Source organism: Rhodobacter ferrooxidans, assembly GCF_000176015.1.
GTDB lineage: Bacteria > Pseudomonadota > Alphaproteobacteria > Rhodobacterales > Rhodobacteraceae > Pseudorhodobacter_B > Pseudorhodobacter_B ferrooxidans.
Genome location: NZ_ACYY01000014.1, coordinates 81,173 through 104,344, shown reverse-complemented (window position 1 = coordinate 104,344; position 23,172 = coordinate 81,173). Strand labels below are relative to the sequence as shown.

Annotated in this window: 22 protein-coding genes; 10 read left to right on the top strand and 12 right to left on the bottom strand. The window is 65.5% G+C overall.

Annotated features, from left to right (window positions below; all coding sequences use genetic code 11):
* Positions 1–104 precede the first annotated feature (104 nt).
* A complete protein-coding gene (locus RSW2DRAFT_RS11435) occupies positions 105–677 on the bottom strand; it encodes a hypothetical protein (protein ID WP_008031096.1) in 573 nt (190 codons plus the stop codon).
* A 120-nt stretch (positions 678–797) separates the two neighbouring features.
* Between RSW2DRAFT_RS11435 and RSW2DRAFT_RS11430 the strand changes: the two genes are divergently transcribed.
* Positions 798–2,165, top strand: a complete 1,368-nt coding sequence (locus RSW2DRAFT_RS11430; protein ID WP_008031095.1) for a cytochrome P450 — start codon at positions 798–800, stop codon at positions 2,163–2,165.
* Between the two features lie 215 nt (positions 2,166–2,380).
* Positions 2,381–3,142 (top strand): tellurite resistance TerB family protein, encoded by a 762-nt coding sequence (locus RSW2DRAFT_RS11425; protein ID WP_008031093.1) that lies wholly within the window; start codon positions 2,381–2,383, stop codon positions 3,140–3,142.
* Positions 3,143–3,148: 6 nt separating this feature from the next.
* Here RSW2DRAFT_RS11425 and RSW2DRAFT_RS11420 read toward each other — a convergent pair whose 3' ends face one another.
* On the bottom strand, positions 3,149–5,452 hold the full coding sequence (locus tag RSW2DRAFT_RS11420; RefSeq protein ID WP_008031091.1) for a DNA topoisomerase IV subunit A: 2,304 nt from the start codon (positions 5,450–5,452) through the stop codon (positions 3,149–3,151).
* A gap of 144 nt (positions 5,453–5,596) precedes the next feature.
* Here RSW2DRAFT_RS11420 and RSW2DRAFT_RS11415 point away from each other — a divergent pair, with 144 nt between their 5' ends.
* From RSW2DRAFT_RS11415 to RSW2DRAFT_RS11395, 5 genes are all read left to right on the top strand, one after another.
* Positions 5,597–6,067, top strand: coding sequence for an SH3 domain-containing protein (locus RSW2DRAFT_RS11415; RefSeq protein ID WP_008031090.1), 471 nt, complete (start codon positions 5,597–5,599; stop codon positions 6,065–6,067).
* Positions 6,068–6,104: 37 nt separating this feature from the next.
* Positions 6,105–6,935 carry an SDR family NAD(P)-dependent oxidoreductase gene (locus RSW2DRAFT_RS11410; protein WP_008031088.1) on the top strand — a complete coding sequence of 277 codons (831 nt, stop codon included), beginning with the start codon at positions 6,105–6,107 and terminating at the stop codon, positions 6,933–6,935.
* Positions 6,936–7,075: 140 nt separating this feature from the next.
* Positions 7,076–7,648 (top strand): cob(I)yrinic acid a,c-diamide adenosyltransferase, encoded by a 573-nt coding sequence (locus RSW2DRAFT_RS11405; protein ID WP_008031086.1) that lies wholly within the window; start codon positions 7,076–7,078, stop codon positions 7,646–7,648.
* A gap of 135 nt (positions 7,649–7,783) precedes the next feature.
* The gene (locus RSW2DRAFT_RS11400; protein ID WP_008031083.1) at positions 7,784–8,545 is read left to right on the top strand and encodes an electron transfer flavoprotein subunit beta/FixA family protein; all 762 of its coding nucleotides are present in this window, start codon (positions 7,784–7,786) and stop codon (positions 8,543–8,545) included.
* On the top strand, positions 8,545–9,471 hold the full coding sequence (locus RSW2DRAFT_RS11395; protein WP_008031080.1) for an electron transfer flavoprotein subunit alpha/FixB family protein: 927 nt from the start codon (positions 8,545–8,547) through the stop codon (positions 9,469–9,471). Before RSW2DRAFT_RS11400 ends, RSW2DRAFT_RS11395 begins: the two co-directional genes overlap by 1 nt.
* Before the next feature lie 51 nt (positions 9,472–9,522).
* Here the strand turns inward: RSW2DRAFT_RS11395 and RSW2DRAFT_RS11390 are convergent, their stop codons facing one another.
* Positions 9,523–10,344, bottom strand: a complete 822-nt coding sequence (locus RSW2DRAFT_RS11390; protein WP_008031078.1) for a DUF6473 family protein — start codon at positions 10,342–10,344, stop codon at positions 9,523–9,525.
* A 174-nt stretch (positions 10,345–10,518) separates the two neighbouring features.
* Between RSW2DRAFT_RS11390 and RSW2DRAFT_RS11385 the strand changes: the two genes are divergently transcribed.
* Complete coding sequence (locus RSW2DRAFT_RS11385; protein WP_008031076.1) at positions 10,519–11,394, top strand: 3-hydroxybutyryl-CoA dehydrogenase; 876 nt, start codon at positions 10,519–10,521, stop codon at positions 11,392–11,394.
* Between the two features lie 63 nt (positions 11,395–11,457).
* On the opposite strand, the gene RSW2DRAFT_RS11380 is transcribed toward RSW2DRAFT_RS11385, so the two are convergent.
* The 6 genes from RSW2DRAFT_RS11380 to RSW2DRAFT_RS11355 are packed head-to-tail and all read right to left on the bottom strand — an operon-like array spanning position 11,458 to position 15,942.
* A complete protein-coding gene (locus RSW2DRAFT_RS11380) occupies positions 11,458–11,727 on the bottom strand; it encodes an HPr family phosphocarrier protein (RefSeq protein ID WP_008031074.1) in 270 nt (89 codons plus the stop codon).
* Complete coding sequence (locus RSW2DRAFT_RS11375; RefSeq protein ID WP_008031073.1) at positions 11,724–12,149, bottom strand: PTS sugar transporter subunit IIA; 426 nt, start codon at positions 12,147–12,149, stop codon at positions 11,724–11,726. Before RSW2DRAFT_RS11375 ends, RSW2DRAFT_RS11380 begins: the two co-directional genes overlap by 4 nt.
* A gap of 7 nt (positions 12,150–12,156) precedes the next feature.
* The gene (rapZ, locus tag RSW2DRAFT_RS11370) at positions 12,157–13,068 is read right to left on the bottom strand and encodes an RNase adapter RapZ (protein ID WP_040672069.1); all 912 of its coding nucleotides are present in this window, start codon (positions 13,066–13,068) and stop codon (positions 12,157–12,159) included.
* Positions 13,069–13,096: 28 nt separating this feature from the next.
* Complete coding sequence (locus RSW2DRAFT_RS11365; RefSeq protein ID WP_008031069.1) at positions 13,097–13,510, bottom strand: HPr kinase/phosphorylase; 414 nt, start codon at positions 13,508–13,510, stop codon at positions 13,097–13,099.
* A gap of 14 nt (positions 13,511–13,524) precedes the next feature.
* Complete coding sequence (locus RSW2DRAFT_RS11360; protein WP_008031067.1) at positions 13,525–15,231, bottom strand: sensor histidine kinase; 1,707 nt, start codon at positions 15,229–15,231, stop codon at positions 13,525–13,527.
* A 9-nt stretch (positions 15,232–15,240) separates the two neighbouring features.
* Positions 15,241–15,942: a response regulator transcription factor gene (locus RSW2DRAFT_RS11355; RefSeq protein WP_008031065.1), complete on the bottom strand. Its 702-nt coding sequence runs from the start codon at positions 15,940–15,942 to the stop codon at positions 15,241–15,243.
* 339 nt (positions 15,943–16,281) lie between these two features.
* On the opposite strand from RSW2DRAFT_RS11355, the gene RSW2DRAFT_RS11350 reads away from it, so the two are divergent.
* Entirely contained in the window at positions 16,282–17,880 is a 1,599-nt protein-coding gene (locus RSW2DRAFT_RS11350) for a phosphoenolpyruvate carboxykinase (protein WP_008031062.1), read from the top strand.
* 258 nt (positions 17,881–18,138) lie between these two features.
* Positions 18,139–19,806, top strand: a complete 1,668-nt coding sequence (locus tag RSW2DRAFT_RS11345; protein WP_008031061.1) for an acyl-CoA dehydrogenase family protein — start codon at positions 18,139–18,141, stop codon at positions 19,804–19,806.
* A gap of 56 nt (positions 19,807–19,862) precedes the next feature.
* On the opposite strand, the gene RSW2DRAFT_RS11340 is transcribed toward RSW2DRAFT_RS11345, so the two are convergent.
* The 3 genes from RSW2DRAFT_RS11340 to recO form a co-directional block, all read right to left on the bottom strand.
* Positions 19,863–21,122, bottom strand: a complete 1,260-nt coding sequence (locus RSW2DRAFT_RS11340) for an MFS transporter (protein ID WP_008031057.1) — start codon at positions 21,120–21,122, stop codon at positions 19,863–19,865.
* 62 nt (positions 21,123–21,184) lie between these two features.
* Complete coding sequence (locus RSW2DRAFT_RS11335) at positions 21,185–22,429, bottom strand: MFS transporter (RefSeq protein ID WP_008031055.1); 1,245 nt, start codon at positions 22,427–22,429, stop codon at positions 21,185–21,187.
* A complete protein-coding gene (gene recO / locus RSW2DRAFT_RS11330) occupies positions 22,426–23,142 on the bottom strand; it encodes a DNA repair protein RecO (protein ID WP_008031052.1) in 717 nt (238 codons plus the stop codon). Before recO ends, RSW2DRAFT_RS11335 begins: the two co-directional genes overlap by 4 nt.
* Positions 23,143–23,172 lie beyond the last annotated feature (30 nt).

The window sequence follows — 23,172 nt, the reverse complement described above, 5'->3', positions numbered from 1 at the left end:
GTACTTTGCCTTTGCCATCTGGGGCGCCTCGCGAAATCAAGGGCCGGGATGGCCCGTTGCAATATCGCGCGTCCGTTACAGGCAGAAACAGGGAAAATCAAGCCTCAGTTGGCGGCGCTTGGCGTGGGGCTGCGGCGGCTGTCGGTCATGTCGAACCAGGCGGGATTGTCCATCAACCAGCGCTCGACCGCCTTGACCGCATTGTAGGACAGTGCCGCCATCTGCTGCTCTTTGCTGCGGGTCAGGCCAGAGCCGACCACGGTGTCGCCCGACAGGCTTTCGAACACGGTGATCCGCTTGCCCTTGCGGTTCAGTTTCTGGCCCTTGGCGTCATCCCAGATGTTGGCCGTGATCATCAGAACCGACTTCGGCGCCACGACCAGCGGAACGCCCTTCGGTGCCAGCGCGAAGGCGTCAACCGATATGCCGATGTTATAGACGCGGTCGCCCCGGTAGCGGCCAAAGCGGTCTTCCACCGCCTTTTTCATCACCGCCTCCCATTCCTCGACCGTGACCGGGCGCGAGATCGGCACCTTCTGCATGTTGTCGGCGACGACGATGTTCAGCCCCAGCACGAAATCGCCAAGTTCGGCAGGCGGTGCGGCCAAGTCGTTCTTGCCACAGGCCACCAGCAGCAACAGTCCGGCGGTCAGGGCGATTTTGCGCAGCAGGGTCATCGGGGCGTCCTTGACAGGCTTTTGCCAAGCCATAGCGACCGGGCGACGGTCCTGCAACGGGCACGCCTTTTCCTGGCGCTGGTGCCCGCTATATCCACAGTAACCCCGCCGGAGGATGCCATGACCCTGCACAGCCCCATCGCCCCACCGCTGCCCGCAAGGGTAAAGCTTGCCACCGAGCCGCTGGGCGTGATGGGCACCCTGCGCGCCGGTCAGCGCAACGTGCTGGAACTGATCCCCGAGATCGCCACCCGGATGCCGATGCTGTCGGGGCGCACCGGCAAACGCTGGCACATGGTGATGGAGCCGGGGGCGCTGCGCCGCATCCTGCGCGACAAGGTCGATGATTACCCCAAGTCGGTGGTCACCAAGCTGATCCTGGAACCGGCGATCGGTGACAGCCTGTTCGTGGCCGAGGGCGCCGAATGGCACTGGCAGCGCCGCACCGCCGCCCCGGTGTTCTCGCATCGCAACGTGGCAAACCTCGCGCCGGTGATGACGGCGGCGGCGGAACGGGCTTCGGCGCGGATTGGTGCTGCGGCGGGGCGCGCGGCCGACATGTTCGACGAGATGATCACCGCGACGTTCGAGGTGATCTCGGATGTCACCTTTTCCGGCGGCGAGGGGTTCGAGCGCGAGGCGGTGCACCGCGCCATCGAGACCTATATCGGCCAGACCGCCAAGGTGTCCTTGCTGGATATCATCGGTGCGCCGGGCTGGGTGCCGCGGCCCTCGCGGATGTTTGCCGGCAGCGGCATGCGGCAGATGAAGCGCTTTGCCGACGCCGCCATCGACCGCAGGCGGGCCGAGCCGCCGCATCCGGTGCCGGACCTGCTGGACCTGCTGCTGGCGGGCAGCGACCCCAACACCGAGCGCCGCATGTCCACTGCCGAGTTGCGCGACAACCTCTTGACCTTCATCGTCGCCGGGCACGAGACCACGGCGCTGACGCTGGCTTGGTCGCTGTATCTGTGCGCCTTTGATCAGGGCGTGCAGGCCGCGGCGCGGGCGCAGGCACAGGCGGTGCTGGGGGATCGGGCGGCGACGGCGGCGGATCTGGCGGCCTTGCCGCTGGTGCGGGCGATCATCGACGAGGCGTTGCGGATGTACCCGCCCGCGGCGTTTCTGTCGCGCACGGCGCTGATGGCGGACGAGCTTTGTGGCCGCGAGATCAAACCCGGCGACACCGTGATCCTGCCGATCTATGCGCTGCACCGCCATCACGCGCTGTGGGCCGACCCCGACCGCTTTGACCCCGGCCGCTTTGCCGACGCCCGCCGGGTGGACCGCTTTGCCTATCTGCCGTTCGGTGATGGGCCGCGGATCTGCATCGGTGCCTCTTTCGCGCTGCAAGAGGCGGTGATCATTCTGGCGACGCTGCTGGCGCGGTTCCGCTTTGGCGCGGTTCCCGGAAAAGAACCGAAGCCGGTGATGATCCTGACTTTGCGCCCCGAAGGCGGGGTCTGGCTGACGGTCGATCCGGCCTGAGACCGGGCGCGAGCGACAGAGGCGGGGCCAGCCTGCGCCGGGTGGTTCTTGAACCAGTGGCGCCCCACCCGGCGCCCCCCCCGGGACGTTTTCACTTAGAAGAAGGCAAGCCCGCCGGGTCGGTTGTGGGAAATCTGGCGGCCTGTCCGCATTTTTCCCCTACCGATTGCAGAAAATCCGCCTAGCATGGCGGCGGGTTGGTTTTGGAGGTTGAGATGTCTTTTGTCGGAACACTGGCCAAGGTGGCCATCGGGGTAGCGCTTGCCAAGGGCTTTCAGACCGTGTCGGAGCGCAGCCGCACCAGCGGCACACGCACCGGAACCGGTGCCGGAACCGGCGGGCTGTTTGGCGGCGCACATTCGCCGAAAACCGGCAGCCAGAGCGGTGGTCTGGGCGGCCTGATCGAGCAGGTCACCGGTGGCGGCGCGGGCGGTCTGGGCGGGTTGCTGGGCGGGCTGACCGGGGCGGCGGGCAGCCGCAACAGTGGTGGCTCGGTGCTGGGGGGGCTTGGCGATTTGCTGGGCAACCGCGCGCCGCAAGGCAGCAGCGTTCGCAATTTCGGCGACATGCTGGAGGGCACGCTGGCCAATGGCGGCAGGCCTGCGCAAGCGCCAACCGCCGATCAGGAAGCCATCGCCGCCCTGCTGTTGCGGGCGATGATTCAGGCGGCCAAATCGGATGGCGAGGTGGATGAGGCCGAGAACCAGAAGCTGGTCGAACATCTGGGCGAGATCAGCGCCGAGGAGCGCGATTTTGTCGAGGCCGAGATGGCGCGGCCCGTCGATGTCGCAGCCCTGGTGCGCGACGTGCCGCCCGGATTGCAGGCGCAGGTCTATACCATGTCGCTGATGGCCATTGATCTGGATCACCAGACCGAGGCGCAATACCTCGACCAACTGGCGCGCGGGCTGGGGCTGGACAAGGCGGCAGTCAACAGCATCCACGACGAGATGGGCGTGCCGACGCTGTATACCTGACCCGCTTTAGGTAAACCGGTTGTCGCGCGGGAAACCGCGCGGCGCCATCCGCCCGGCGGTGGCCCGCGCCGCCTGCCACTCGGCCAGATCGGTCTCGGTGCGGGTGCGCCCGGCGGGGTCTTTCCACGACAACCCCTGCGCCAGCACAAAGGTCGTGGCATCGGCCAGACCACCGTCCTTGTATTTTTGCAACCTTACACCCTTGCCACGAGCCATTTCCGGCAAGTCGGCCAGTGGAAAAACCAACATTTTCCGATTGTCGCCCACCACGGCCACGGCATCGCCCTTCACCGGTCGGCACAGCGCGGTCTTCACCCCCTCGCGCACCACCAGCACCTGCTTGCCCGCCTTGGTCTGCGCCACCACCTCGTCCGAGGGCAGCACGAAACCATCGCCGGCGGTCGAGGCGATCAGCAGTTTCAGCCCCGGCCGATGGATCATCAGGTCGATGATCTCGGCATCGTTGGGCAGATCGACCATCAGCCGCACCGGCTCGCCCATGCCACGCCCGCCGGGCAGGTTGGCGCCCAGCAGCGTATAGACCCGGCCATTGGAGCCGATCAGGATGATCCGGTCGGTGGTTTCGGCATGGAACAGGAAGCGGCCTTCGTCGCCATCTTTGAATTTCTGCTCGGAATCCAGCGCGACATGGCCTTTCATCGCCCTGATCCAACCCATTTTCGAACATATCACCGTAATCGGCTCGCGTTCGATCATCGCCTCATAGGGCACTTCCTCGGCTTCGCCGGCCTCGGCGAATGTGCTGCGCCGTGCCCCACCCTTCGAGGCCTTGCCAAAGGTTTTCTGCACCTCGGCCAGATCCTTGCCGATGCGCTTCCATTGCAGCGCGTCCGAGGCCAGCAGGTCTTCCAGCCCGGCGCGTTCCACCATCAGCGCGTCGCGCTCGGCGATCAGTTCCAGCTCTTCCAGCCGCCGCAGGCTGCGCAGCCGCATGTTCAGAATGGCCTCGGCCTGCACCTCGGTCAGCTCACCCTCGCCGGGGGCGGGCGGCACATAGTCCTTTTCCGATGTGGCGCGGCGGTGCTTCTTGCCCCAATCCTCGGCCATCAGCGCCCGCTTGGGGTCGGCGTCATAGCGGATGATGTCGATCACCCGGTCCAGGTTCAGGAAGGTGATGATGAAGCCTTCGAGAATTTCCAGCCGGTGGTCGATCTTCTCCAGCCGATGCCGACTGCGGCGCTGCAACACCTCACGCTTGTGGTCCAGAAACGCACGCAACACCTCGCGCAAGGAACACACCTTGGGCGTGCGCCCGTCGATCAGCACGTTCATGTTCAGGCTGAAGCGCAGTTCAAGGTCCGAGTTGCGGAACAGCGTGCCCATCAGCATGTCGGGATCGACCGTGCGCACCCGCGGCTCCAGGATCAGCCGCACATCGGCGGTGGATTCGTCGCGCACGTCGGCCAGCAGCGGCGTCTTCTTGGTCTGGATCAGCTCGGCCAGCCGCTCGATCAGCTTGGATTTCTGCACCTGATAGGGGATCTCGGTGACGACGATCTGCCACTGGCCGCGCCCGAGGTCTTCCACCGCCCAACGCGCCCGCAGCCGGAACGAGCCGCGCCCGGTGCGATAGCTGTCCAGAATCGAGGCGCGCGGCTCGACGATCACGCCGCCAGTGGGGAAATCCGGGCCGGGGATCAGATCGACCAGCGCCGCATCGGGCAGATCGGGGTGCTTGATCAGCGCCAGACAGCCGTCGATCAATTCATGCAGGTTGTGCGGCGGGATATTGGTGGCCATGCCGACCGCGATGCCGCTGGAGCCGTTGGCCAGCAGGTGCGGAAAGGCCGCGGGCATCACCACCGGCTCTTCCAGCGTGCCATCGTAGTTCGGGCGGAAATCGACGGCGTTTTCCGCCAGCCCTTCCATCAGCGCCTCGGCAATCGCGGTCAGCCGGGCCTCGGTGTAGCGGGAGGCCGCCGGGTTATCGCCGTCGATGTTGCCAAAGTTGCCCTGGCCATCGACCAGCGGGTAGCGCACGTTGAAATCCTGCGCCAGCCGCGCCATCGCGTCATAGATCGCGGCATCGCCATGCGGGTGATAGTTGCCCATCACGTCGCCGCTGATCTTGGCCGATTTGCGGAAGGCGCTGGTCGGCGACAGCTTCAACTCGCGCATCGCAAAGAGGATGCGGCGGTGCACCGGCTTCAGCCCGTCGCGGGCATCGGGCAGCGCGCGGTGCATGATGGTGGACAGCGCATAGGTCAGATAGCGCTCGCCGATGGCACGGCGCAGCGGTTCCGAATGTTCCTGAGGCTCGATCTTGGGGTCTTGCGGCGCTTTGGTCATGGATGTTGTGTAGTGGGCCAGCGCCAGCCGGTCCAGATCGAATTGCAGCCGGGGCGAAGACGGGGAAAATGGTGTGGAAATTCCGCACTTCCCTGTCGGAAAACATGGTAACTAACGGCATTATTGTGTGATTCTGGTGCCCTGATGCTGCGTCTGACCCTGCTTTTATGTGCTGCCCTGTTTGCCACTGCCCTGATCGGCGGCCGCGATTATGGCCAGTTGCGCCCCGGCCTGAAAGCCGCCCGCGAAGCCGCGCTGCTGGCGCAATCGCAACCGCAAGCCACCCCTGCCCCGGCGATAATCACCCCCCGCCCCGCGCCGGTGATCGCGGTGCGGGCCGAAGCCGCCGCCCCGCTGCAAATGCCGCTGGTGCAGCCGGTGGCCGAAGCGGCGCCTGAACCCGCGCCGCAGGTCTGGTATGTCAACGCAAGCACGGTCAACGTGCGGCTTGGGCCATCTACCGAGACCGACGTGCTGGGCAAGCTGTCGCGTGGCGAGGCGGCGACGGTGGTTGCGGTCAGCGGCGATGGCTGGGCGCAGATTCGCATTGAAGGCGACGGTATCGAAGGCTATGTGGCCGAGCGGTTCCTGACGCCGGATGCCCCGGCCAACTGACCGCGTTGCCCGGTCGCCGGGAAACCGGAGTGTGCGCATGACATCCCCCCGCTCGATCCTGATCACCGGCTGTTCCTCCGGCATCGGGCTGGATGCTGCCCGTAGCCTGCACGCGCGCGGCTGGCGGGTGTTCGCCACCTGCCGTGCCGAGGTTGATTGCGAAAAGCTGCGGGCCGAGGGGCTGGAAAGTTTCACGCTCGATCTGGCCGACGAGGCCAGCATCACCGCGGCCGTGGCCGAAGTGGTGGCCCGCACCGGCGGCACGCTGGACGCGCTTTACAACAACGCCGCCTACGCCTGCCCCGGCGCTGTGGAAGACCTGCCGCGCGGGCTGCTGCGCGAGATTTTCGAGACCAATCTGTTCGGCACCCATGACCTGACGCGGCGGGTGATTCCGCTGATGCGGGCGCAGGGGCATGGCCGGATCGTCAACGTCTCGTCGGTGCTGGGGCTGGTGGGGATGCAGTGGCGCGGCGCCTATGCCGCCACCAAATTCGCGCTGGAAGGCCTGACCGACGTGCTGCGGATGGAGATGACCGGCACCGGCATTGCCGTGGTGCTGATCGAGCCGGGGCCGATCCCGACGAAGGTTCGGGTGAATTCGATCCCGCATTTCGAACGCTGGATCGACTGGCGAGGCTCGGCCCGGGCCGAGCAATATCGCAGCCTGCTGAAACGGCTTTACCAGGACGGCGGGCCGGACCGGTTCGAACTGCCGGCTGCGGCGGTGACGGCCAAACTGATGCTGGCGCTGGAAAGCCCGAGGCCGAAGCCGCGGTATTTCGTGACGCTGCCGACGCATCTGATGGCGGTGGCGCGGCGCATCCTGCCGGTTCGGGCGCTGGACTGGCTGATCCGCAAGGGTTGAGCGGGCGGCTCATCCCTTCCTTGCGGTCGGTCTTCGCGGGCAGCGAGGAGCGACCGCAAGGGAGGGACCGAGCGGATTTGCAGTTCGCTTTTCCGCCGCCAGCCGCTACATCAGCGGCAAATCATCGAAGGAAACCTGCCATGGTCGTTCTGAACCGCATTTACACCAAGACCGGCGACGCGGGCGAAACCACGCTGGGCAATGGCGCGCGGGTGGCCAAACATTCCACCCGGGTCAACGCCTATGGCACGGTCGATGAAACCAACGCCACCGTCGGCCTGGCCCGCCTGCATGCCTCGGGCGAGATCGACGCGGCGCTGCAGCGCATCCAGAACGACCTGTTCGACCTTGGCGCCGACCTCTGCCGCCCCGACATGGAGCGCGATGCCGAGGCCGGTCACGCGCCGCTGCGGATCATCGAAAGCCAGGTGCTGCGGCTGGAATCGGAAATCGACACGATGAACGCCCGGCTTGCCCCGCTGCGCAGTTTCATCCTGCCCGGTGGCACCGCCTTGGCAGCCCATCTGCACCTGTGCCGCACTGTCAGCCGCCGCGCCGAGCGGCTGGTGGTGGAACTGGCCACCATGGAAGAGGTCAACCAGGAGGCGGTGAAGTTTCTGAACCGGCTGTCGGACTGGTTCTTCGTCGCCGGCCGCATCGCCAATGCCGACGGCACCGCCGATGTGCTCTGGGTGCCGGGCCTGACCCGCTAAGGCAAAGACGCGACGTAGCGCCGCCATTCGCTGTCGGTTTTGGTCTGTTTTCCGCAGCGCAGAAAGGTTAGTAACACCGCCAAGTGGCATGGATTGGCCCCGCAGCCCGGGGCCCGGATAAGGAGATTTGCGCCGATGAAGGTTCTTGTGCCTGTCAAACGGGTGATCGACTACAACGTGAAGGTTCGCGTCAAGGCGGATGGCACGGGCGTCGATCTGGCCAATGTGAAGATGTCGATGAACCCCTTCGACGAGATTGCCGTCGAACAGGCGATCCGGCTGCGCGAGGCGGGCACCGCTTCGGAAGTGATCGTGGTGTCGATCGGCGTGAAACAGGCGCAGGAAACCCTGCGCACCGCGCTGGCCATGGGTGCCGACCGCGCGATTCTGATCGAGGCCGCCTCGGACGTGCATACCGATATCGAGCCACTGGCGGTGGCCAAGCTGCTGGCCGCCGTGGTGCGCGACGAAGCGCCGGGGTTGGTGCTGTGCGGCAAGCAGGCGATCGACAATGACATGAACGCCACCGGCCAGATGCTGGCGGCGCTGCTGGGTTGGTCGCAGGCCACCTTCATCTCGGAACTGGCGATCGAGGGCGATCATGCGCTGGTGACGCGCGAGGTTGACGGCGGCTTGCAGTCGATCCGGGTGACGATGCCCAGCATCATCACCGTCGATCTGCGGCTGAACGAGCCGCGCTATGCCAGTCTGCCCAACATCATGAAAGCCAAGAAGAAACCGCTGGAGGAAAAGACCGCCGCCGATTACGGCGTCGATGTCAGCCCGCGGCTTTCGGTGCTGAAAACCACCGAACCGGCGGGCCGCAAGGCGGGCGTGCGGGTGGCCTCGGTGGCCGATCTGGTGGCGAAACTCAAAGACGAAGCGGGGGTGCTGTGATGGCCGTTCTTCTTCTTGCCGATGTGGTGGGCGGGCAACTGGCGACCGATCAGGTGGCCAAGGCGCTGACCGCGGTCAAGGGCCTTGGCCCGGTGACGGTGCTGGTGGCGGGCACCGGTGGCGATGCGGCGGCCGCCGAAGCGGCAACTCTGGCCGGGGTGGCCAAGGTGCTGTTCGCGGGCGATCACGTCTATTGTCATGGCATGGCCGAGCCGACCGCGGCGCTGATCCTGTCGCTGGCGGGGGATTACACCCATATCGCCGCGGCCTCCGGGGCGTTTTCGAAAAGCGTGATGCCGCGGGTTGCGGCGCTGCTGGACGTGATGATCCTGTCGGAAGTGATCGGCGTGATCGACGCTGACACCTTCGAACGCCCGATCTATGCCGGCAATGCCATCCAGACCGTGAAATCGCTGGACGCCACGAAGGTGATGACCATCCGCACCGCCACCTTCGAAGCGGCGGGCAAGGGTGGTGCCGCCCCGGTGCAGGCGCTGGCGACGGCGGCGGATGGCAGCCTGTCGGCCTGGGTCGAAGACCGCGTGGCGACCTCCGATCGGCCCGAACTGACTTCGGCCAAGATCGTGGTTTCGGGTGGCCGCGGTGTCGGCTCGCACGAGGATTTCGCGCTGATCGAAAGGCTGGCCGACAAGCTGGGCGCCGCCGTGGGCGCCAGCCGTGCCGCGGTGGACAGTGGCTATGCCCCGAACGACTGGCAGGTTGGCCAGACCGGCAAGGTGGTGGCGCCGCAACTTTATGTTGCCGTCGGCATCTCGGGTGCGATCCAGCATCTGGCGGGGATGAAGGACAGCAAGGTGATCGTCGCCATCAACAAGGACGAGGATGCGCCGATCTTTCAGGTGGCAGACTATGGCCTGGTGGCCGACCTGTTCACCGCCCTGCCGGAACTGATCGAAAAGCTGTGATTTCCAAGGCTTGACCAAGGCGGGCACCCCGGACCGGGTGCCCGTTTGCATTTACAGCATGCGCTGCAACACCACGGCCAGCTTGTCGGCCACCTCGGCATGCACCGCAGGCCCCGGCACGCCCAAAGCCGCGGGTTGTTCCAGTGGCGTGTAAGCCATGCCGGTCAGGCCGCTGGCGCGGGCATCCGGGCTGGGCACCACCTCCAGATAGTCCGAGGCATAGGCCCGCACCGCACCGATCATCGCGGCGTCAATCAGCATCGGGTCGCGGTCCAGATCATTGGCGGCAGCGGGCGGCGCGTGATCGCCAATCCACAGCAGCACGGTCTTGCCCGGAATATGATCCAGCAGCAGCGTCATCCGCGCCAGCCAGACCGCGCGCAACTCCTCGGCCACGGCGGCGAATCGTTCCGCCGACACCGCGTGCAAGGTGCGCAGCAGGTGGCGGGTGAAATGAAACTCGGTGAAATCGACCTCGGGAAAGGTTTGGCGCAGCAGCGGCGAGGCCCAGAGAAACCGGTCGTTGCGGCGCGGATGCACCGAATAGAACCGGTTCGAGGCGTTCTGCGCACCGACGATCTGCACCACCGTCACCGCGGCCCGCCCAACGATATCCAGCACCGCCGGTTCCTGCACATAGGCATCAAGCCCGGCATTGACGCAGCCCAGATTGACCAGCCGCAAGCCGGTATCGCGTTCCACCAGCGCCGGATAGGGCACCGGCACGAACTTGCCATAGGTTTCCGTGCCGCCCAGCACGGCGACATAGTCCTTGTCCAGATCGCGGCCGGGGCCACGGAACAGCAGTTTCGACTTGCCATAGCGGCAAGGATAGTAATCCAGGGCCCCTTCGCCCGGATAAGCATAAGCCATCACACCCACCCATATTTCACAACACCCACGAATCAATCTGCGCCAAAGCCATTGCCAAATGGCTAAACCGCGAATTCGACGTGAATTTTAGCCTTGCTGGCGCACCGGACCGGCCTTGCACCCGGCCGCGCTCGGTGCATATGGTTCGCTGCACGAAACGTCGGAGGTCGCGGCATGGCAATTCAAACGGTGGGCATCGTCGGGGCGGGCCAGATGGGCAGCGGCATCGCCCATGTCTTTGCGCTGGCGGGCTATGACGTGCTGATGACCGACGTCAATCAGGCCAGTCTGGACAAGGCGATGGCGCTGATCGACCGCAACATCGAACGCCAGGTGACCCGCGGCAAGACCACCGCCGAGGCGAAGGCCGCCGCGATGGCGCGGATCAAGACCACGCTGAAACTGGCCGACCTTGGGCCGCTTGATCTGATCATAGAGGCCGCGACCGAACGCGAAACCGTCAAGCAGGCGATTTTCGAGGATCTGGCGCCGCATCTGAAACCGCACACCATCCTGACCTCGAACACCTCGTCGATCTCGATCACCCGCCTTGCCTCGCGCACCGACCGGCCGGAAAAGTTCATGGGTTTCCACTTCATGAACCCGGTGCCGGTGATGCAACTGGTCGAACTGATCCGCGGCATCGCCACCGACGGGCCGACCTATGATGCGCTGCTGGAGGTGGTGGTGCGCCTTGGCAAGACCGCCGCCCCGGCCGAGGATTTTCCGGCCTTCATCGTCAACCGCATCCTGATGCCGATGATCAACGAGGCGGTCTATACGCTGTATGAGGGCGTGGGTTCAGTGAAATCCATCGACGAATCGCTGAAGCTGGGCGCCAACCACCCGATGGGGCCGCTGGAACTGGCCGATTTCATCGGGCTGGACACCTGCCTTGCCATCATGAACGTGCTGCACGACGGACTGGCCGATACCAAATACCGGCCCTGCCCGCTATTGACCAAATATGTCGAGGCGGGCTGGCTGGGCCGCAAGACCCAGCGCGGTTTCTACGACTATCGCGGCGAAGTGCCGGTGCCGACCCGCTAAACCTTTATTCTTCGCGTGTCGGGCGGCAAAACTGCTGCCCACTTTTGCCTGACACGCCTCAGGTCAGTAGTCTTCACCGAACCGCGCGGCGACCAGCGCCTGCAAGGCGTCGGCCAGCGCATCGGCCTGCGGGCCACTGGTGGCGATGTCGATCGAGGTGCCGCGCGAGGCCGCCAGCATCAGCAACCCCATGATCGAATCGCCCGACACCGTCATGCCATCACGGCTGACCTCGGCGCGGGCGTCGAAGCGTTCCACACATTCGACGAACTTGGCCGAGGCACGGGCGTGCAGCCCCTTGTCGTTGACGATCAGCAGGCGACGGCGAATCATCGACGCGTCCCGTAATCGGCCTCGCCGGTGCCGTCGCTGCCCAGATCCAGGCTGTTGATGTATTTGCGCCCGGCATCCAGCGCCAGCGCCACCGCCTGCGCCACCGGCAGGTCGCGCGATTTGGTCAGCTTGATCAGCATCGGCAGGTTGGCACCGTAAAGGATGCGGCGGTTGCGCCCGGCACAGGCCGGCAGCGACAGGTTGGAGGGCGAGCCGCCGAACATGTCGGTCACCACCACCACGCCATCGCCGCTGTCCACCGAAGCGGCAGCGGCGCTGATCTCGTCCTGTTTGTCCGCGCGGTCGCAATCATCCTCGATCGAGATTGCGGCAATCGCCAATTGCTTGCCCACCACATGCTCGACCGCGGAAAGATATTCCCGCGCCAGCCCGCCATGTGCGACGATCACGATGCCGATCACGCGCGTTTCATCCTGTCTTCCCCGGCTGCGCGCCCGTCGCCCGACGCTCAAGCTCCCGATGTCTTTTTGACACCGCCCAGCCCTCCTGTGCAAGCAGATTGCCCAGTTTCTCCGCGACGGCAACCGAACGGTGTTGCCCACCTGAACAGCCGAGACCGATCGACAGATGCGCCTTGCCCTCGTGCCGTTGCGCCGGAAGCAGGAACAGCACCAGTTCGGCAAGCCTGGCCATGAACGGCGCAAACAGCGGGTCGTCGGCCACGAACTCGGCCACCGTCGGGTCGCGGCCATCCAGATCGCGCAACGCCGCCACCCAATGCGGATTGCGCAGGAACCGGCAGTCGAAAATCATGTCAACGCCGCGCGGCACCCCGCGTTTGTAGGAAAACGACTGCACCGACACCGCCATTCCGGCCGCCCCCGCACGTGCGAACCAAAGGGTAATCTCGGCCTTCAGGTCATGCGGCGACATCTCGGTGGTGTCGACCAGATGATCGGCGCGCACCCGGATCGGTGCCAGCAGGTCGATCTCGCGCTCGATGCCGCGGGTCGGGGTTTCGTCGGGGGCCAGCGGATGACGGCGGCGGGTTTCGGAGTAGCGCCGGATCAGCGCCTCGGGGGCGCAATCCAGATACAGCACGTCCAGATCGACCCTTGGATCGCGGGTCAGGCTGTCGATCAGCTCGATCAGGGCGGTGGCATTGAACTCGCGGTTGCGCACGTCCAGCCCCAGCGCGATGGGGCGGCCCAGCGGCGGGCCGTCGATCAGCCGCGGCACCAGGCTGAGCGGCAGGTTGTCGATCACCTCGTAGCCCAGATCCTCCAGCGCGTGAATCGCGGTCGAGCGTCCCGCCCCCGACGGCCCGGTGACCAGCACCAGCCGGTGGTCCCGGGTCTGATCGGCCTGAGGGCTGGACATGTTCGTCACGACGCGATCCTTGCTGCGGCTAAGCCTGCCGCCCGAACCTGAGCATCTGCAGCAGTGCTGAAGGAAAATGGCGTCCATCCTGCCCCAGCACAAGGTCCAAACACTGGTTCATCAAGGTGATGTGACGTTTTGGTGGCAGGCGCTGGGTTTCGGACTGACCCAGATCAACCACCAGATGCAGCGGCGCACTTTCGAGCGGCAAGGCGTTCAGCAAACCAATGCCGCGCGCCTCTATCAGGCCGCGCAGCGGGGCGGGGCAGCGGGCGATCAGCGCGGCATCTTCAAGGCGGATTTCTGTCTGGTCATCGGCCACCAGCCCGGCACCCAGCGCCATCAGTTGCAGCGCCAGCCCGGATTTGCCGCTGCCCGAGGGACCAAGGATCAACAGCCCGCGCCCGTCAACCGCCACGCAACTGGCATGCAGGGTCTGCACCTGCGTCCCGCTGGTCAAATCGGCAGGCCAACCACGAAGCGCGCGCCCAGGGGTTCCGAGGTGATGTCGGCATGGGTCGGGCGGATGTTTTCGGCCCAGATCACCCCACCATGCGCCTCGACGATCTGCTTGGAAATCGCCAGACCCAGGCCCGAGTGGTTGCCGAACTGGCCCACCGGGCGTTCGGAGTAGAACCGCTTGAACACCTTTTGCAGGGCGGCTTCGGGAATGCCCGGCCCGGTGTCTTCCACCACCACCAGCACCCGGTTTTCCCGCCGCCGCGCCCAGACCCGCACCGCATCGCCCTCGTCGCAGAACGACACGGCGTTGGTGATCAGGTTGACGAAAACCTGCGCCAGCCGCGCCTCCAGCCCGCGGATGATGATCGGCTCCGACGGCAGGTCGGTGATGAAATCCACGCCCTTTTCCGAAGCCTGCGCGCCCAGGTATTCACTCAGGTTCGACAGGGTTTTCAGCAGGTTGAACTCTTCTTCCTCTTCCTTGACCAACTCAGAGTCCAGCCGTGAGGCGTTGGAAATGTCGCTGACCAGCCGGTCCAGGCGGCGCACGTCATGCTCGATCACCTCCAGCAGACGCTCACGCTGATCGTCGCGCTTGGCCACCCGCATGGTGCCCACGGCCGAGCGCAACGACGCCAGCGGGTTCTTGATCTCATGCGCCACATCGGCGGCAAACTGTTCGTTGGCGTCGATGCGGTCGTAAAGCGCCGCCACCATGCCGCGCATTGCCACCGACAGCCGACCGATCTCGTCGGGTCGCGCGGTCAGATCGGGGATCCGCACCCGGCCCGGCGCCATCTTGCGGGCGTCGCGGTCGCGGCCCAGTTCCGCCGCTGCCGCCAGATCCGACAAGGGGTTGGCTATGGTCGAGGCCAGCACCAGCGAAAGGCCGATCGACACCAGCAGCGCGATCACGAACATCTGCAAAACCTGCTCGCGTTCATAGCGCACCAACCCGTCAATCTCACCCGCGGCCGAGGTCAGCGCCACCACCCCCAGCACCTCGCCCGCCCGCCAGATCGGCGTGGCGACCGAGAACAGCGTGCCGCCCTGCGGTGCCTTGGCGGTGTTGACCGCGGTCTCGCCCGACCTTGCGGCGGCGTAAAGATCGCGCGCCAAAGCCTCGCCATCGACCTTGGTGGCACTTTCGGGGGGCGCCAGCACGCCTGAAACCCCCTCCCAGATCAGGTTCAGGAAATCGGTGATCACGGTCGAGCGGCCCGAGGCCGCCGGTTCGCCCGCGGCACCGATGGCCTTGGTCAGCAAGCCGCCATAGGTGTCGAACACAAAAATCTCGACCCCCGGACCCAGATCGACCTGATCCAGCACCTTGTCGATGTCGATGCCGGTGCCGGTGGCCAGATCGACCGCCTGATTGCCCGGCATCCGCGCTTCGAACACGTTCGAGATCAACCGCGCTTCGGCCACCAGCCCCTTTTCGCGCTGCTGTACCAGACTGTCGCGGAACGGGTTCATGTAAAGCACGCCCGACACCAGGATCACCAGCGCCATCATGTTGAAAATGATGATCTTCCGGGCCAGCGGCGAGCGGTTCAGCGCGACGATGCCACGCCTGCCGCGCACGCTTCGCCAATCGGCATCGGCCTGGGCGTCGGGCGACACCCAATCGTCACCGACCAGCACCTCGCCCTTGCGGGTTGGTGGGGTGTCTTCCACGGGGATCTGGCGTGCAACGGTCATGCGGTGCCGTCACTCTTCGTTATAGCGATATCCAATGCCATACAGCGTCTCGATCGCCGAAAACTCGGCATCGGCGCTGCGCATCTTCTTGCGAAGCCGCTTGATGTGGCTGTCGATGGTGCGGTCATCGACATAGACCTGATCATCATAGGCCACGTCCATCAGCGCATCGCGGCTTTTCACGAAACCGGGGCGTTGCGCCAGCGCCTGCAACAGCAAAAATTCGGTGACGGTCAGCGACACGTCATTGCCCTTCCAGGCCACAGAATGGCGCAGCGGGTCCATCCGCAGATAGCCACGCTCCATGATCTTGGTTTCCTCGGTCACCGCCACCTCGCCGGTGGCAATCGCGTCCTGTCGCCGCAGCAGCGCGCGGATGCGTTCGACCAGCAGCCGTTGCGAGAACGGTTTTTTCACATAGTCGTCGGCGCCCATCCGCAGGCCCAGAACCTCGTCGATCTCGTCATCCTTCGAGGTCAGGAAGATCACCGGCATGGTGGTTTTCTGCCGCAAGCGTTGCAGCAGGTCCATCCCGTCCATCCGCGGCATCTTGATGTCCAGCACCGCCATGTCAGGAAGACGGCGGTTGAATGCGTCCAACGCCGACTGGCCGTCGTTGTAGGTTTCCACTTCGAAGCCTTCGGCCTCGAGCGTCATCGAAACCGACGTCAGGATATTCCTGTCGTCGTCCACAAGGGCGATCCTTGACATTACTGGTGATCCTATACTGCTCGTTTGCCTGATTTTTTCCATATGATCCGGTTTTCGACCCGAACAATCAACACTTAACTGCGAATCACCCCCTGCCGGTGGCTTCAGGGGACACGAAAATTACCAAGGATTGACTAATTTGCCGCAGTCGATGAGTTGGTTGCGCTAAACTGCCGCTGCTTGCGCTAACGCCGCAAATGCGTTCTGGTTCGCCGCATTTGCACATTGTATAGAACTCGTGTCAGCGTCGGCCCCGGGGCTGACCGGTAGCCCTGCACACCACGGGCGCCGATATCGGATATGAATTACGGTCGCGGCTGCGGCTACGGGAGCTTGAACATGACACTCGGACACGTGAACCCAGCCTGCAAACTGGACCATCAAGGCATCACCGGCCTGGGCAAGGTGCATTACAACCTGATCGAGCCGCAACTGGTTGAAGCAGCGCTGCTACGCGGCGAAGGCACCCTTGGCAAGGGCGGCGCTTTCCTGTGTTCGACCGGCAAATTCACCGGCCGCTCGCCCAAGGACAAGTTCGTGGTGCGCACAGCATCGGTCGAAGACAGCATCTGGTGGGAAAACAACCAGCCGATGGCGCCTGATGCCTTTGTGCAACTGAAGGCCGACATGCTGGCTCACATGCAGGGCCGCGACTTTTTCGTGCAGGATATGGTGGGCGGTGCCGACCCCGAACACCATCTGGCCGTGCGCGTCGTGACCGAGTTGGCCTGGCACAGCCTGTTCATCCGCCACATGCTGCGTCGCCCGGCCCGTTCGGCACTGGACAGCTTTGTGCCGGAATGGACCATCATCAACGTCCCCAGCTTCAAGGCCGACCCGAAAAAGCACGGCTGCCGCACCGATACGGTGATCGCGCTGAATTTTGACACCAAAGAGATCCTGATCGCCAACACCGGCTATGCGGGCGAGATCAAGAAGGGCGTGTTCACGCTGCTGAACTACATCCTGCCCGGCAAGGGCGTGATGGCGATGCACTGCTCGGCCAACCATGCCAAGGGCAATACCGATGATACCGCGGTGTTCTTCGGCCTGTCCGGCACCGGCAAGACCACGCTTTCGGCCGACCCGTCGCGCACGTTGATCGGTGATGACGAGCATGGCTGGTCCGACAATGCGGTGTTCAACTTCGAAGGCGGCTGCTACGCCAAGACCATCAACCTCAGCGCCGAAGCCGAGCCCGACATCTATGCCACCACCTCGATGTTCGCCACCGTGGTGGAAAACAACGTGTTCAACCCGGAAACGCTGGAGATCGACTTCGACGATGCCAGCCTGACCCCGAACGGTCGTTGCGCCTATCCACTGGAATACATTGCCAATGCCTCGGCAACCGGCATCGGCGGCACGCCCAAGAACGTGATCATGCTGACCTGCGACGCCTTCGGTGTGTTGCCGCCGATCTCGCGGCTGACCCCGGCGCAGGCGATGTATCACTTCCTGTCGGGCTTCACCTCGAAAGTGGCAGGCACCGAGCGTGGCATCACCGAGCCGCAGCCGACGTTTTCCACCTGCTTCGGTGCGCCGTTCATGCCGCGCCGTCCCGAGGCTTATGGCAAGCTGTTGCAGGCGGCGATTGCCCGCACCGGCGCGCATTGCTGGCTGGTGAACACCGGCTGGACCGGCGGCGCTTATGGCGTCGGCAAGCGGATGCCGATCCGCGCCACCCGCGCGCTGCTGACCGCGGCGCTGGATGGCAGCCTGGCCAATGCCACGTTCCGCCGCGACCCGAACTTCGGCTTCGACGTGCCGGTGGCGGTGCATGACGTCGATACCGGCCTGTTGGACCCGCGCTCCACCTGGACCAGCGGCAATGCCTATGACGCGCAGGCGCAGAAACTGGTGGCGATGTTTGCCGAGAATTTCGCGCAATATCTGCCCTATATCGACGCCGACGTGAAAGCCGCCGCCATCGGCTGAGGCTGAGCCAAGGAAAGGCCCCGAAGTTGCCCTTGCGGGACAGCTTCGGGGCCTTTTGCATTGGCGGCGCACCCGGACCAAAATCCTTCGAAGGATTTTGGCAAATTTTTCGAAAAATTTGCGGCTGGCCTTGCCGATCTGGCGCACCCGCAACGGCCACGACATATTCGGTCTTCGCTGCATCCCACCGCGAATTAATATTGCGCTGCATGTGCGAAGGCGCTACCGCTTTTGCAACCGCAGAAACGGAGAATCGCCATGCCGCATGATGGACAAGACCTGCCCCAATCGCCGCTTCTGGCCGATATCCTTGCGCTGACCGAAAGTGCGCTGCCGGAAGTCGAGGCGCTGTTTGCCGAAGGCCGCGAGGCGTTGCGCGCGCTGGTGACCGTTGGCGGCAAGCTGTCCGCCCCGGCGCTGGAACAGCACCAGTTCGCCGCCCACACCCTGTCTTGGCTGGCGACCTACACCCAGGCATTGCAGCAGATGCGCGCCTGGGCCGGGCGGCTGGACGCTGAGGGCAAGTTCGGCGAGATGGAAGCCCTGCTTCTGCAGATCGGCTTTGGCGAATATCTGGCGCAAATCCGCGGCGGTATTCCGATGAGCCAAGGCGAGATGGCGCGGCTGGGCGATCTGGGGCTGACCGCACCGGCACCCAGTGCGGCGGCGGCCACGCTGATGGCTTCGGGCAACACCAGCCTCGCCCGCACCCGTCTGGTCGCCCTGATGCAGGACAACCACGGCCGCGCCACCTTTGGCGCTTCGGGGCTGGACGACGAGCTGGAAATGATCCGCGACCAGTTCCGCCGTTTCGCCGACGAGCGCGTGGTGCCTAACGCCCACGGCTGGCACCTGCGCGACGAGTTGATCCCGATGGAGATCATCGACTCGCTGGCCGAAATGGGGGTGTTCGGCCTGACCATCCCCGAGGAGTTTGGCGGTTTCGGGCTGTCGAAAGCCTCGATGGTGGTGGTGTCGGAAGAACTGTCGCGCGGCTATATCGGTGTCGGCTCTCTGGCGACCCGCAGCGAAATTGCCGCCGAACTGATCCTGTGCGGTGGCACCGACGCGCAAAAGGCGCAATGGCTGCCGGGGCTGGCCTCGGGCGAGATTTTGCCCACGGCGGTGTTCACCGAACCCAATACCGGCTCGGATCTGGGCAGCCTGCGCACCCGCGCGGTGAAGGTGGGCGATGACTGGCAGGTGACCGGCAACAAGACCTGGATCACCCATGCCACCCGCACCCATGTGATGACCCTGCTGGCCCGCACCGACCCCGCCACCAGCGATTATCGCGGCCTGTCGATGTTCCTGGCCGAAAAGACCCCGGGCACCGATGCCATCCCCTTCCCGACCCAGGGCATGACCGGAACCGAGATCGAGGTGCTGGGCTATCGCGGCATGAAAGAATACGAACTGGCCTTTGACGGCTTTGCCGTGAAGGGCGCGAACCTGCTGGGCGGGGTGGAAGGGCAAGGCTTCAAGCAGTTGATGCAGACTTTCGAATCCGCCCGCATCCAGACCGCCGCCCGTGCCATCGGCGTGGCGCAGAACGCGCTGGAGGTGGGGATGCAGTATGCGCAGGACCGCAAGCAGTTCGGCAAGGCGCTGATCGAGTTTCCGCGCGTGGCCGGCAAACTGGCGATGATGGCGGTCGAGATCATGGTGGCGCGGCAGTTGACCTATTTCAGCGCCTGGCAGAAAGACCACGACAAGCGCTGCGATCTGGAGGCCGGGATGGCCAAGCTGCTGGGAGCCCGCGTCGCCTGGGCCTGCGCCGACAATGCGCTGCAGATTCACGGCGGCAACGGCTTCGCGCTGGAATACCAGATCAGCCGCATCCTGTGCGATGCGCGCATCCTGAACATCTTTGAGGGGGCCGCGGAAATTCAGGCGCAGGTGATTGCGCGGCGTTTGCTGGACTGAAACAGGCCGGGGGCGCTGCCCCCGGACCCCCGGGATATTTGAGAACAGATGAAAGTTCAGTCGGGTAGAACGCCGCCATGCGACGGGCGTTTGGCCCCGAGTCTGGGGTGCAACTGCCCGGCGATGGTCCAGGCAATTGCCATGCCGGCACCTGCGGCGGCAAAGATGCCGGACAGCGGCGCCACCAGCAGCACGAGATACGCCGCCCCCGGCGTCAGGATGCCCGAGACATCGCGGAAGCTGGAATAGACCGCCGCCATCTCGGTGCGCTCGGAGGGTTTGACCGACATCATGAACGGCAAGCCGCCCGCCGCATCCAGCATCACCAGCCCGAATGACCCCAGCATCATCATCGCCACCGTCACCCAGGGCAGACCCGAGGCCAGGGTTGCCACCATATAGGTGCCGCAGCACAGCGCGAACGCCCCGCGCACTGCCCGGCGCACCGAGGTGCGATAAACCAGCCGCAGCATGAAGGGCGAGATGAACAGCAGCGCGTTGGACAGCGACAGCGCCACGCCACCGACCTTGTCGCCCAGACCCGCCTCGATGCAGAAGATCGGCAGATAGACCACATAGACCCACCAGCCGCACGATCGCAGCACCGCAAACAGCCAGCCCGCAATCAGCCTTGGCTGCGCGAAAAACCGCCCCAGATAGGCCAGAGGGTTCAGCGCTGGGCCCTTGGCGCGGGTGATCTGCTTGCCGTTGCCCAGCCGCAGGATCCAGAAGGCTGTCAGCAGCAGCACGGCACAGCCCCCCGCCACCACAAACGGCAACGGTTGCCACAGGCTGCGTAGCCAGACCCCCAGCATCGGCCCCACCGCCCAGGGCGCCGCCGCATACAGCATCTGCAACGACTGGGTGCGCCCCAGTTCGGCCCGCGCCACATAGTCCAGCACATAGGCGTTGAAGCATACGAACACCGTGGCGGTGGCCAGCGCCATGCAGCCCAGCGCCAGTGTCACCGCCAAAGGCGCGCCCGAGGCCGCCAGCGTCGCCCCGATCATGTAGAACACGCAGCCCACGGTATACATCCAGCGCCGCGGCACATGCCGTGTGGCCCAGGGCACCATCAGCCCCCAGATCAGCGAGGCGATGCCGACCAGGAAATATACCCGGCTGACCACGCCTGCATCCTTGACCGCATCATAGACCGCCAGCGGCATAACCGAGATGACGACGCCGCGCACCGCCGCCTCGAGCCCCGCCAGCAGGGCAAAGGCCTCGATCCGCGGCGTGGCGGAGTGTTTCAGGAACAGGGGCAGGTATCGCGTGGCCATGGCGTTCAGTCGTGCCAGCCCGGGCGGCCCCATGCTGCGGCATCCGCGACATTTCGCGTCGTATTCCAAGCGCGAGGGGCATCACGAAACGGGCATCAGCCCAGCGCCGCCCCGCCACGCCGCAACACCCGCCATCCCAGAAACGCCAGCCCCGCGGCTCCCAGTGTCGCCACCGCAAAGGGCGCCGTCAGCGCCAGCGCCCGCGGCAGCGCGGTTTCCGCAAGCCGGGTGACAACCCCCGCCAGCACCAGCCCCAAAGGCATCATCCCGGTGGCCAGCAGCCGGTAAAGGCTGTTCACCCGCCCCAGCAGCCGGTCCGGCGTGGCGCGCTGGCGGTAGGACACCGCAACCGTGTTCCACACCAGCCCGGTAAACTCGAACCCCATCAGCGCCAGCCCCAGCGTCACCGGCCCCGGTGCCAACCCAACCACCAGAAACGCCGGAACCGACAGCGCCAGCATGGCTTGCGCCGTGCGCGCGGGCCCCCAGACCGCGATGATCCGCGCGCCAAAGATGCCACCGAAGATACCGCCCAGCGCCCCCGCCGCCAGCACCAGCCCGAAGGCGGTGGCCGAAAGCCCAAGGTTTTCCTGGCCATGCAGCACCAGCGCGATCATCACCATCTGGAAAAACAGGTTCCAAACCCCGGTGATCAGCGCCAGATGCAGCAACAGCGGCGTGCCCCGCAAACCCGCCCACCCCTCGGCCAGATCGGCGCGCCAGCCATTGCCCGCCACCGCCAAGGGCCGGAAATTCCCCGCCAGCCGCAGCATCAGCCCTGCCGCCAACAGATAGGCCAAGGCATTGGCGGCGAAGGGCAAAGGCAGCGCCACGGCGATCAGCAAGGCGGCCAGCGGCGGGCCGACCAGCATGTTGCCCAGCAATTCAACCGTCCACAGCCGCCCGTTGGCCGCCTCCAGCGCGGCCTGCGGCACCAGCGCGGGCAGCAGGGTCTGGGCGGCATTGTCACGAAACACCTCGGCCACCCCGGTGATCAGCGCCGCAGCCAGCAGCAGCGCAAACAGTGCAGGCTCAGCCAGCCCGCGCGTCGGCGGTGCCAGCGGCAGGGCGGCCCACAGCGCCAGCGCCACCGCGGCAAAGGCGAAAAGCCGCAGCGCGTCCATCGCCAGCACCAGCCGCCGCCGGTCCAGCCGGTCAGTTGCTAGCCCGGCGGGAATGGCAAACAGCAGCCACGGCCACCGCAGCGCCACCGGCACCAGAGCGATCAGCAGCGCGTCGCGGGTCAGCAGGCTGGCGACCCAGGGCCAGGCCAGCACCGCCATGCCATCGGCCAGATTGGCCATGCCCGCCGCCGCCACAAACCGGCCGAAACCACTCATCGCGCCAACAGTTCCAGCAACCGCGCCCGCGCCTCGGGCAGATGCTGCACATGCCGCAAGCTGGCCATCTCGCGGGTCAGGAAATGCCCGGTGACCGCCAGCCCGGCGGCAAGGTCAGCCCCCGAGGCCGGCCCCTGCCCCAGCAGACAATCCGGCAACGGCAGCAGCCGCGCCGCCCATTCCCCCGCCCCGTCCCGGCTGACCGCCCGCCCGGTTTTCGGGCTGACATAGGCCAGATCATCACGCGAACCGGTCACCGCACAGCGCCCAAGGTCAAGGCCGAAACCCAACTCCTCCAGCAACAACAACTCCCAGCGCAGATAGCGGGCGGGCCAGTCTGGCGCGGTTTCCAGCGCGTCCAGCACCGCGATGGTGGCGGCATAAAGCAGGTCATGTGGCGCGCGTTCGGGCAGCGCCACCCGCACCATGGCGCAGATCGCGTTCAGCCCGGCCAAGGCCAGCCGGTCACCCAGAACCCCGGCACGGCTGCGCACCGGCTCCACCGTGAAGGCGCCGATATGCCCCTCCAGCCGCGCCCGCCAGACCACGTCAAGCTGCGCACCGGGCTGCAACAACGGCGCTATGCGCCGCGAGGCCCCGCCCCGCACCACCCCGGCATGACGCCCATGCGCCGCCGTGAACACCTCGATGATCGCGGCACTTTCGCCGTGCGGACGCACCGACAAAAGCGCCCCCTGGTCGCGCCATTCCATGCCGCCAGTATCCATGCGCCACGGGTGGCC

Bases quoted from the DNA above. Each gene is read 5' to 3' on its own strand.
- RSW2DRAFT_RS11355 (WP_008031065.1), bottom strand. From the start codon at position 15,942: ATGTCAAGGATCGCCCTTGTGGACGACGACAGGAATATCCTGACGTCG.
- RSW2DRAFT_RS11380 (WP_008031074.1), bottom strand. From the start codon at position 11,727: ATGATTCGCCGTCGCCTGCTGATCGTCAACGACAAGGGGCTGCACGCC.
- RSW2DRAFT_RS11430 (WP_008031095.1), top strand. From the start codon at position 798: ATGACCCTGCACAGCCCCATCGCCCCACCGCTGCCCGCAAGGGTAAAG.
- RSW2DRAFT_RS11395 (WP_008031080.1), top strand. From the start codon at position 8,545: ATGGCCGTTCTTCTTCTTGCCGATGTGGTGGGCGGGCAACTGGCGACC.
- RSW2DRAFT_RS11385 (WP_008031076.1), top strand. From the start codon at position 10,519: ATGGCAATTCAAACGGTGGGCATCGTCGGGGCGGGCCAGATGGGCAGC.
- RSW2DRAFT_RS11405 (WP_008031086.1), top strand. From the start codon at position 7,076: ATGGTCGTTCTGAACCGCATTTACACCAAGACCGGCGACGCGGGCGAA.
- rapZ (WP_040672069.1), bottom strand. From the start codon at position 13,068: ATGTCCAGCCCTCAGGCCGATCAGACCCGGGACCACCGGCTGGTGCTG.
- RSW2DRAFT_RS11360 (WP_008031067.1), bottom strand. From the start codon at position 15,231: ATGACCGTTGCACGCCAGATCCCCGTGGAAGACACCCCACCAACCCGC.
- RSW2DRAFT_RS11410 (WP_008031088.1), top strand. From the start codon at position 6,105: ATGACATCCCCCCGCTCGATCCTGATCACCGGCTGTTCCTCCGGCATC.
- RSW2DRAFT_RS11435 (WP_008031096.1), bottom strand. From the start codon at position 677: ATGACCCTGCTGCGCAAAATCGCCCTGACCGCCGGACTGTTGCTGCTG.
- RSW2DRAFT_RS11420 (WP_008031091.1), bottom strand. From the start codon at position 5,452: ATGACCAAAGCGCCGCAAGACCCCAAGATCGAGCCTCAGGAACATTCG.
- RSW2DRAFT_RS11340 (WP_008031057.1), bottom strand. From the start codon at position 21,122: ATGGGGCCGCCCGGGCTGGCACGACTGAACGCCATGGCCACGCGATAC.
- RSW2DRAFT_RS11415 (WP_008031090.1), top strand. From the start codon at position 5,597: ATGCTGCGTCTGACCCTGCTTTTATGTGCTGCCCTGTTTGCCACTGCC.
- RSW2DRAFT_RS11400 (WP_008031083.1), top strand. From the start codon at position 7,784: ATGAAGGTTCTTGTGCCTGTCAAACGGGTGATCGACTACAACGTGAAG.
- RSW2DRAFT_RS11350 (WP_008031062.1), top strand. From the start codon at position 16,282: ATGACACTCGGACACGTGAACCCAGCCTGCAAACTGGACCATCAAGGC.
- RSW2DRAFT_RS11425 (WP_008031093.1), top strand. From the start codon at position 2,381: ATGTCTTTTGTCGGAACACTGGCCAAGGTGGCCATCGGGGTAGCGCTT.
- RSW2DRAFT_RS11390 (WP_008031078.1), bottom strand. From the start codon at position 10,344: ATGGCTTATGCTTATCCGGGCGAAGGGGCCCTGGATTACTATCCTTGC.
- recO (WP_008031052.1), bottom strand. From the start codon at position 23,142: ATGGAATGGCGCGACCAGGGGGCGCTTTTGTCGGTGCGTCCGCACGGC.
- RSW2DRAFT_RS11335 (WP_008031055.1), bottom strand. From the start codon at position 22,429: ATGAGTGGTTTCGGCCGGTTTGTGGCGGCGGCGGGCATGGCCAATCTG.
- RSW2DRAFT_RS11345 (WP_008031061.1), top strand. From the start codon at position 18,139: ATGCCGCATGATGGACAAGACCTGCCCCAATCGCCGCTTCTGGCCGAT.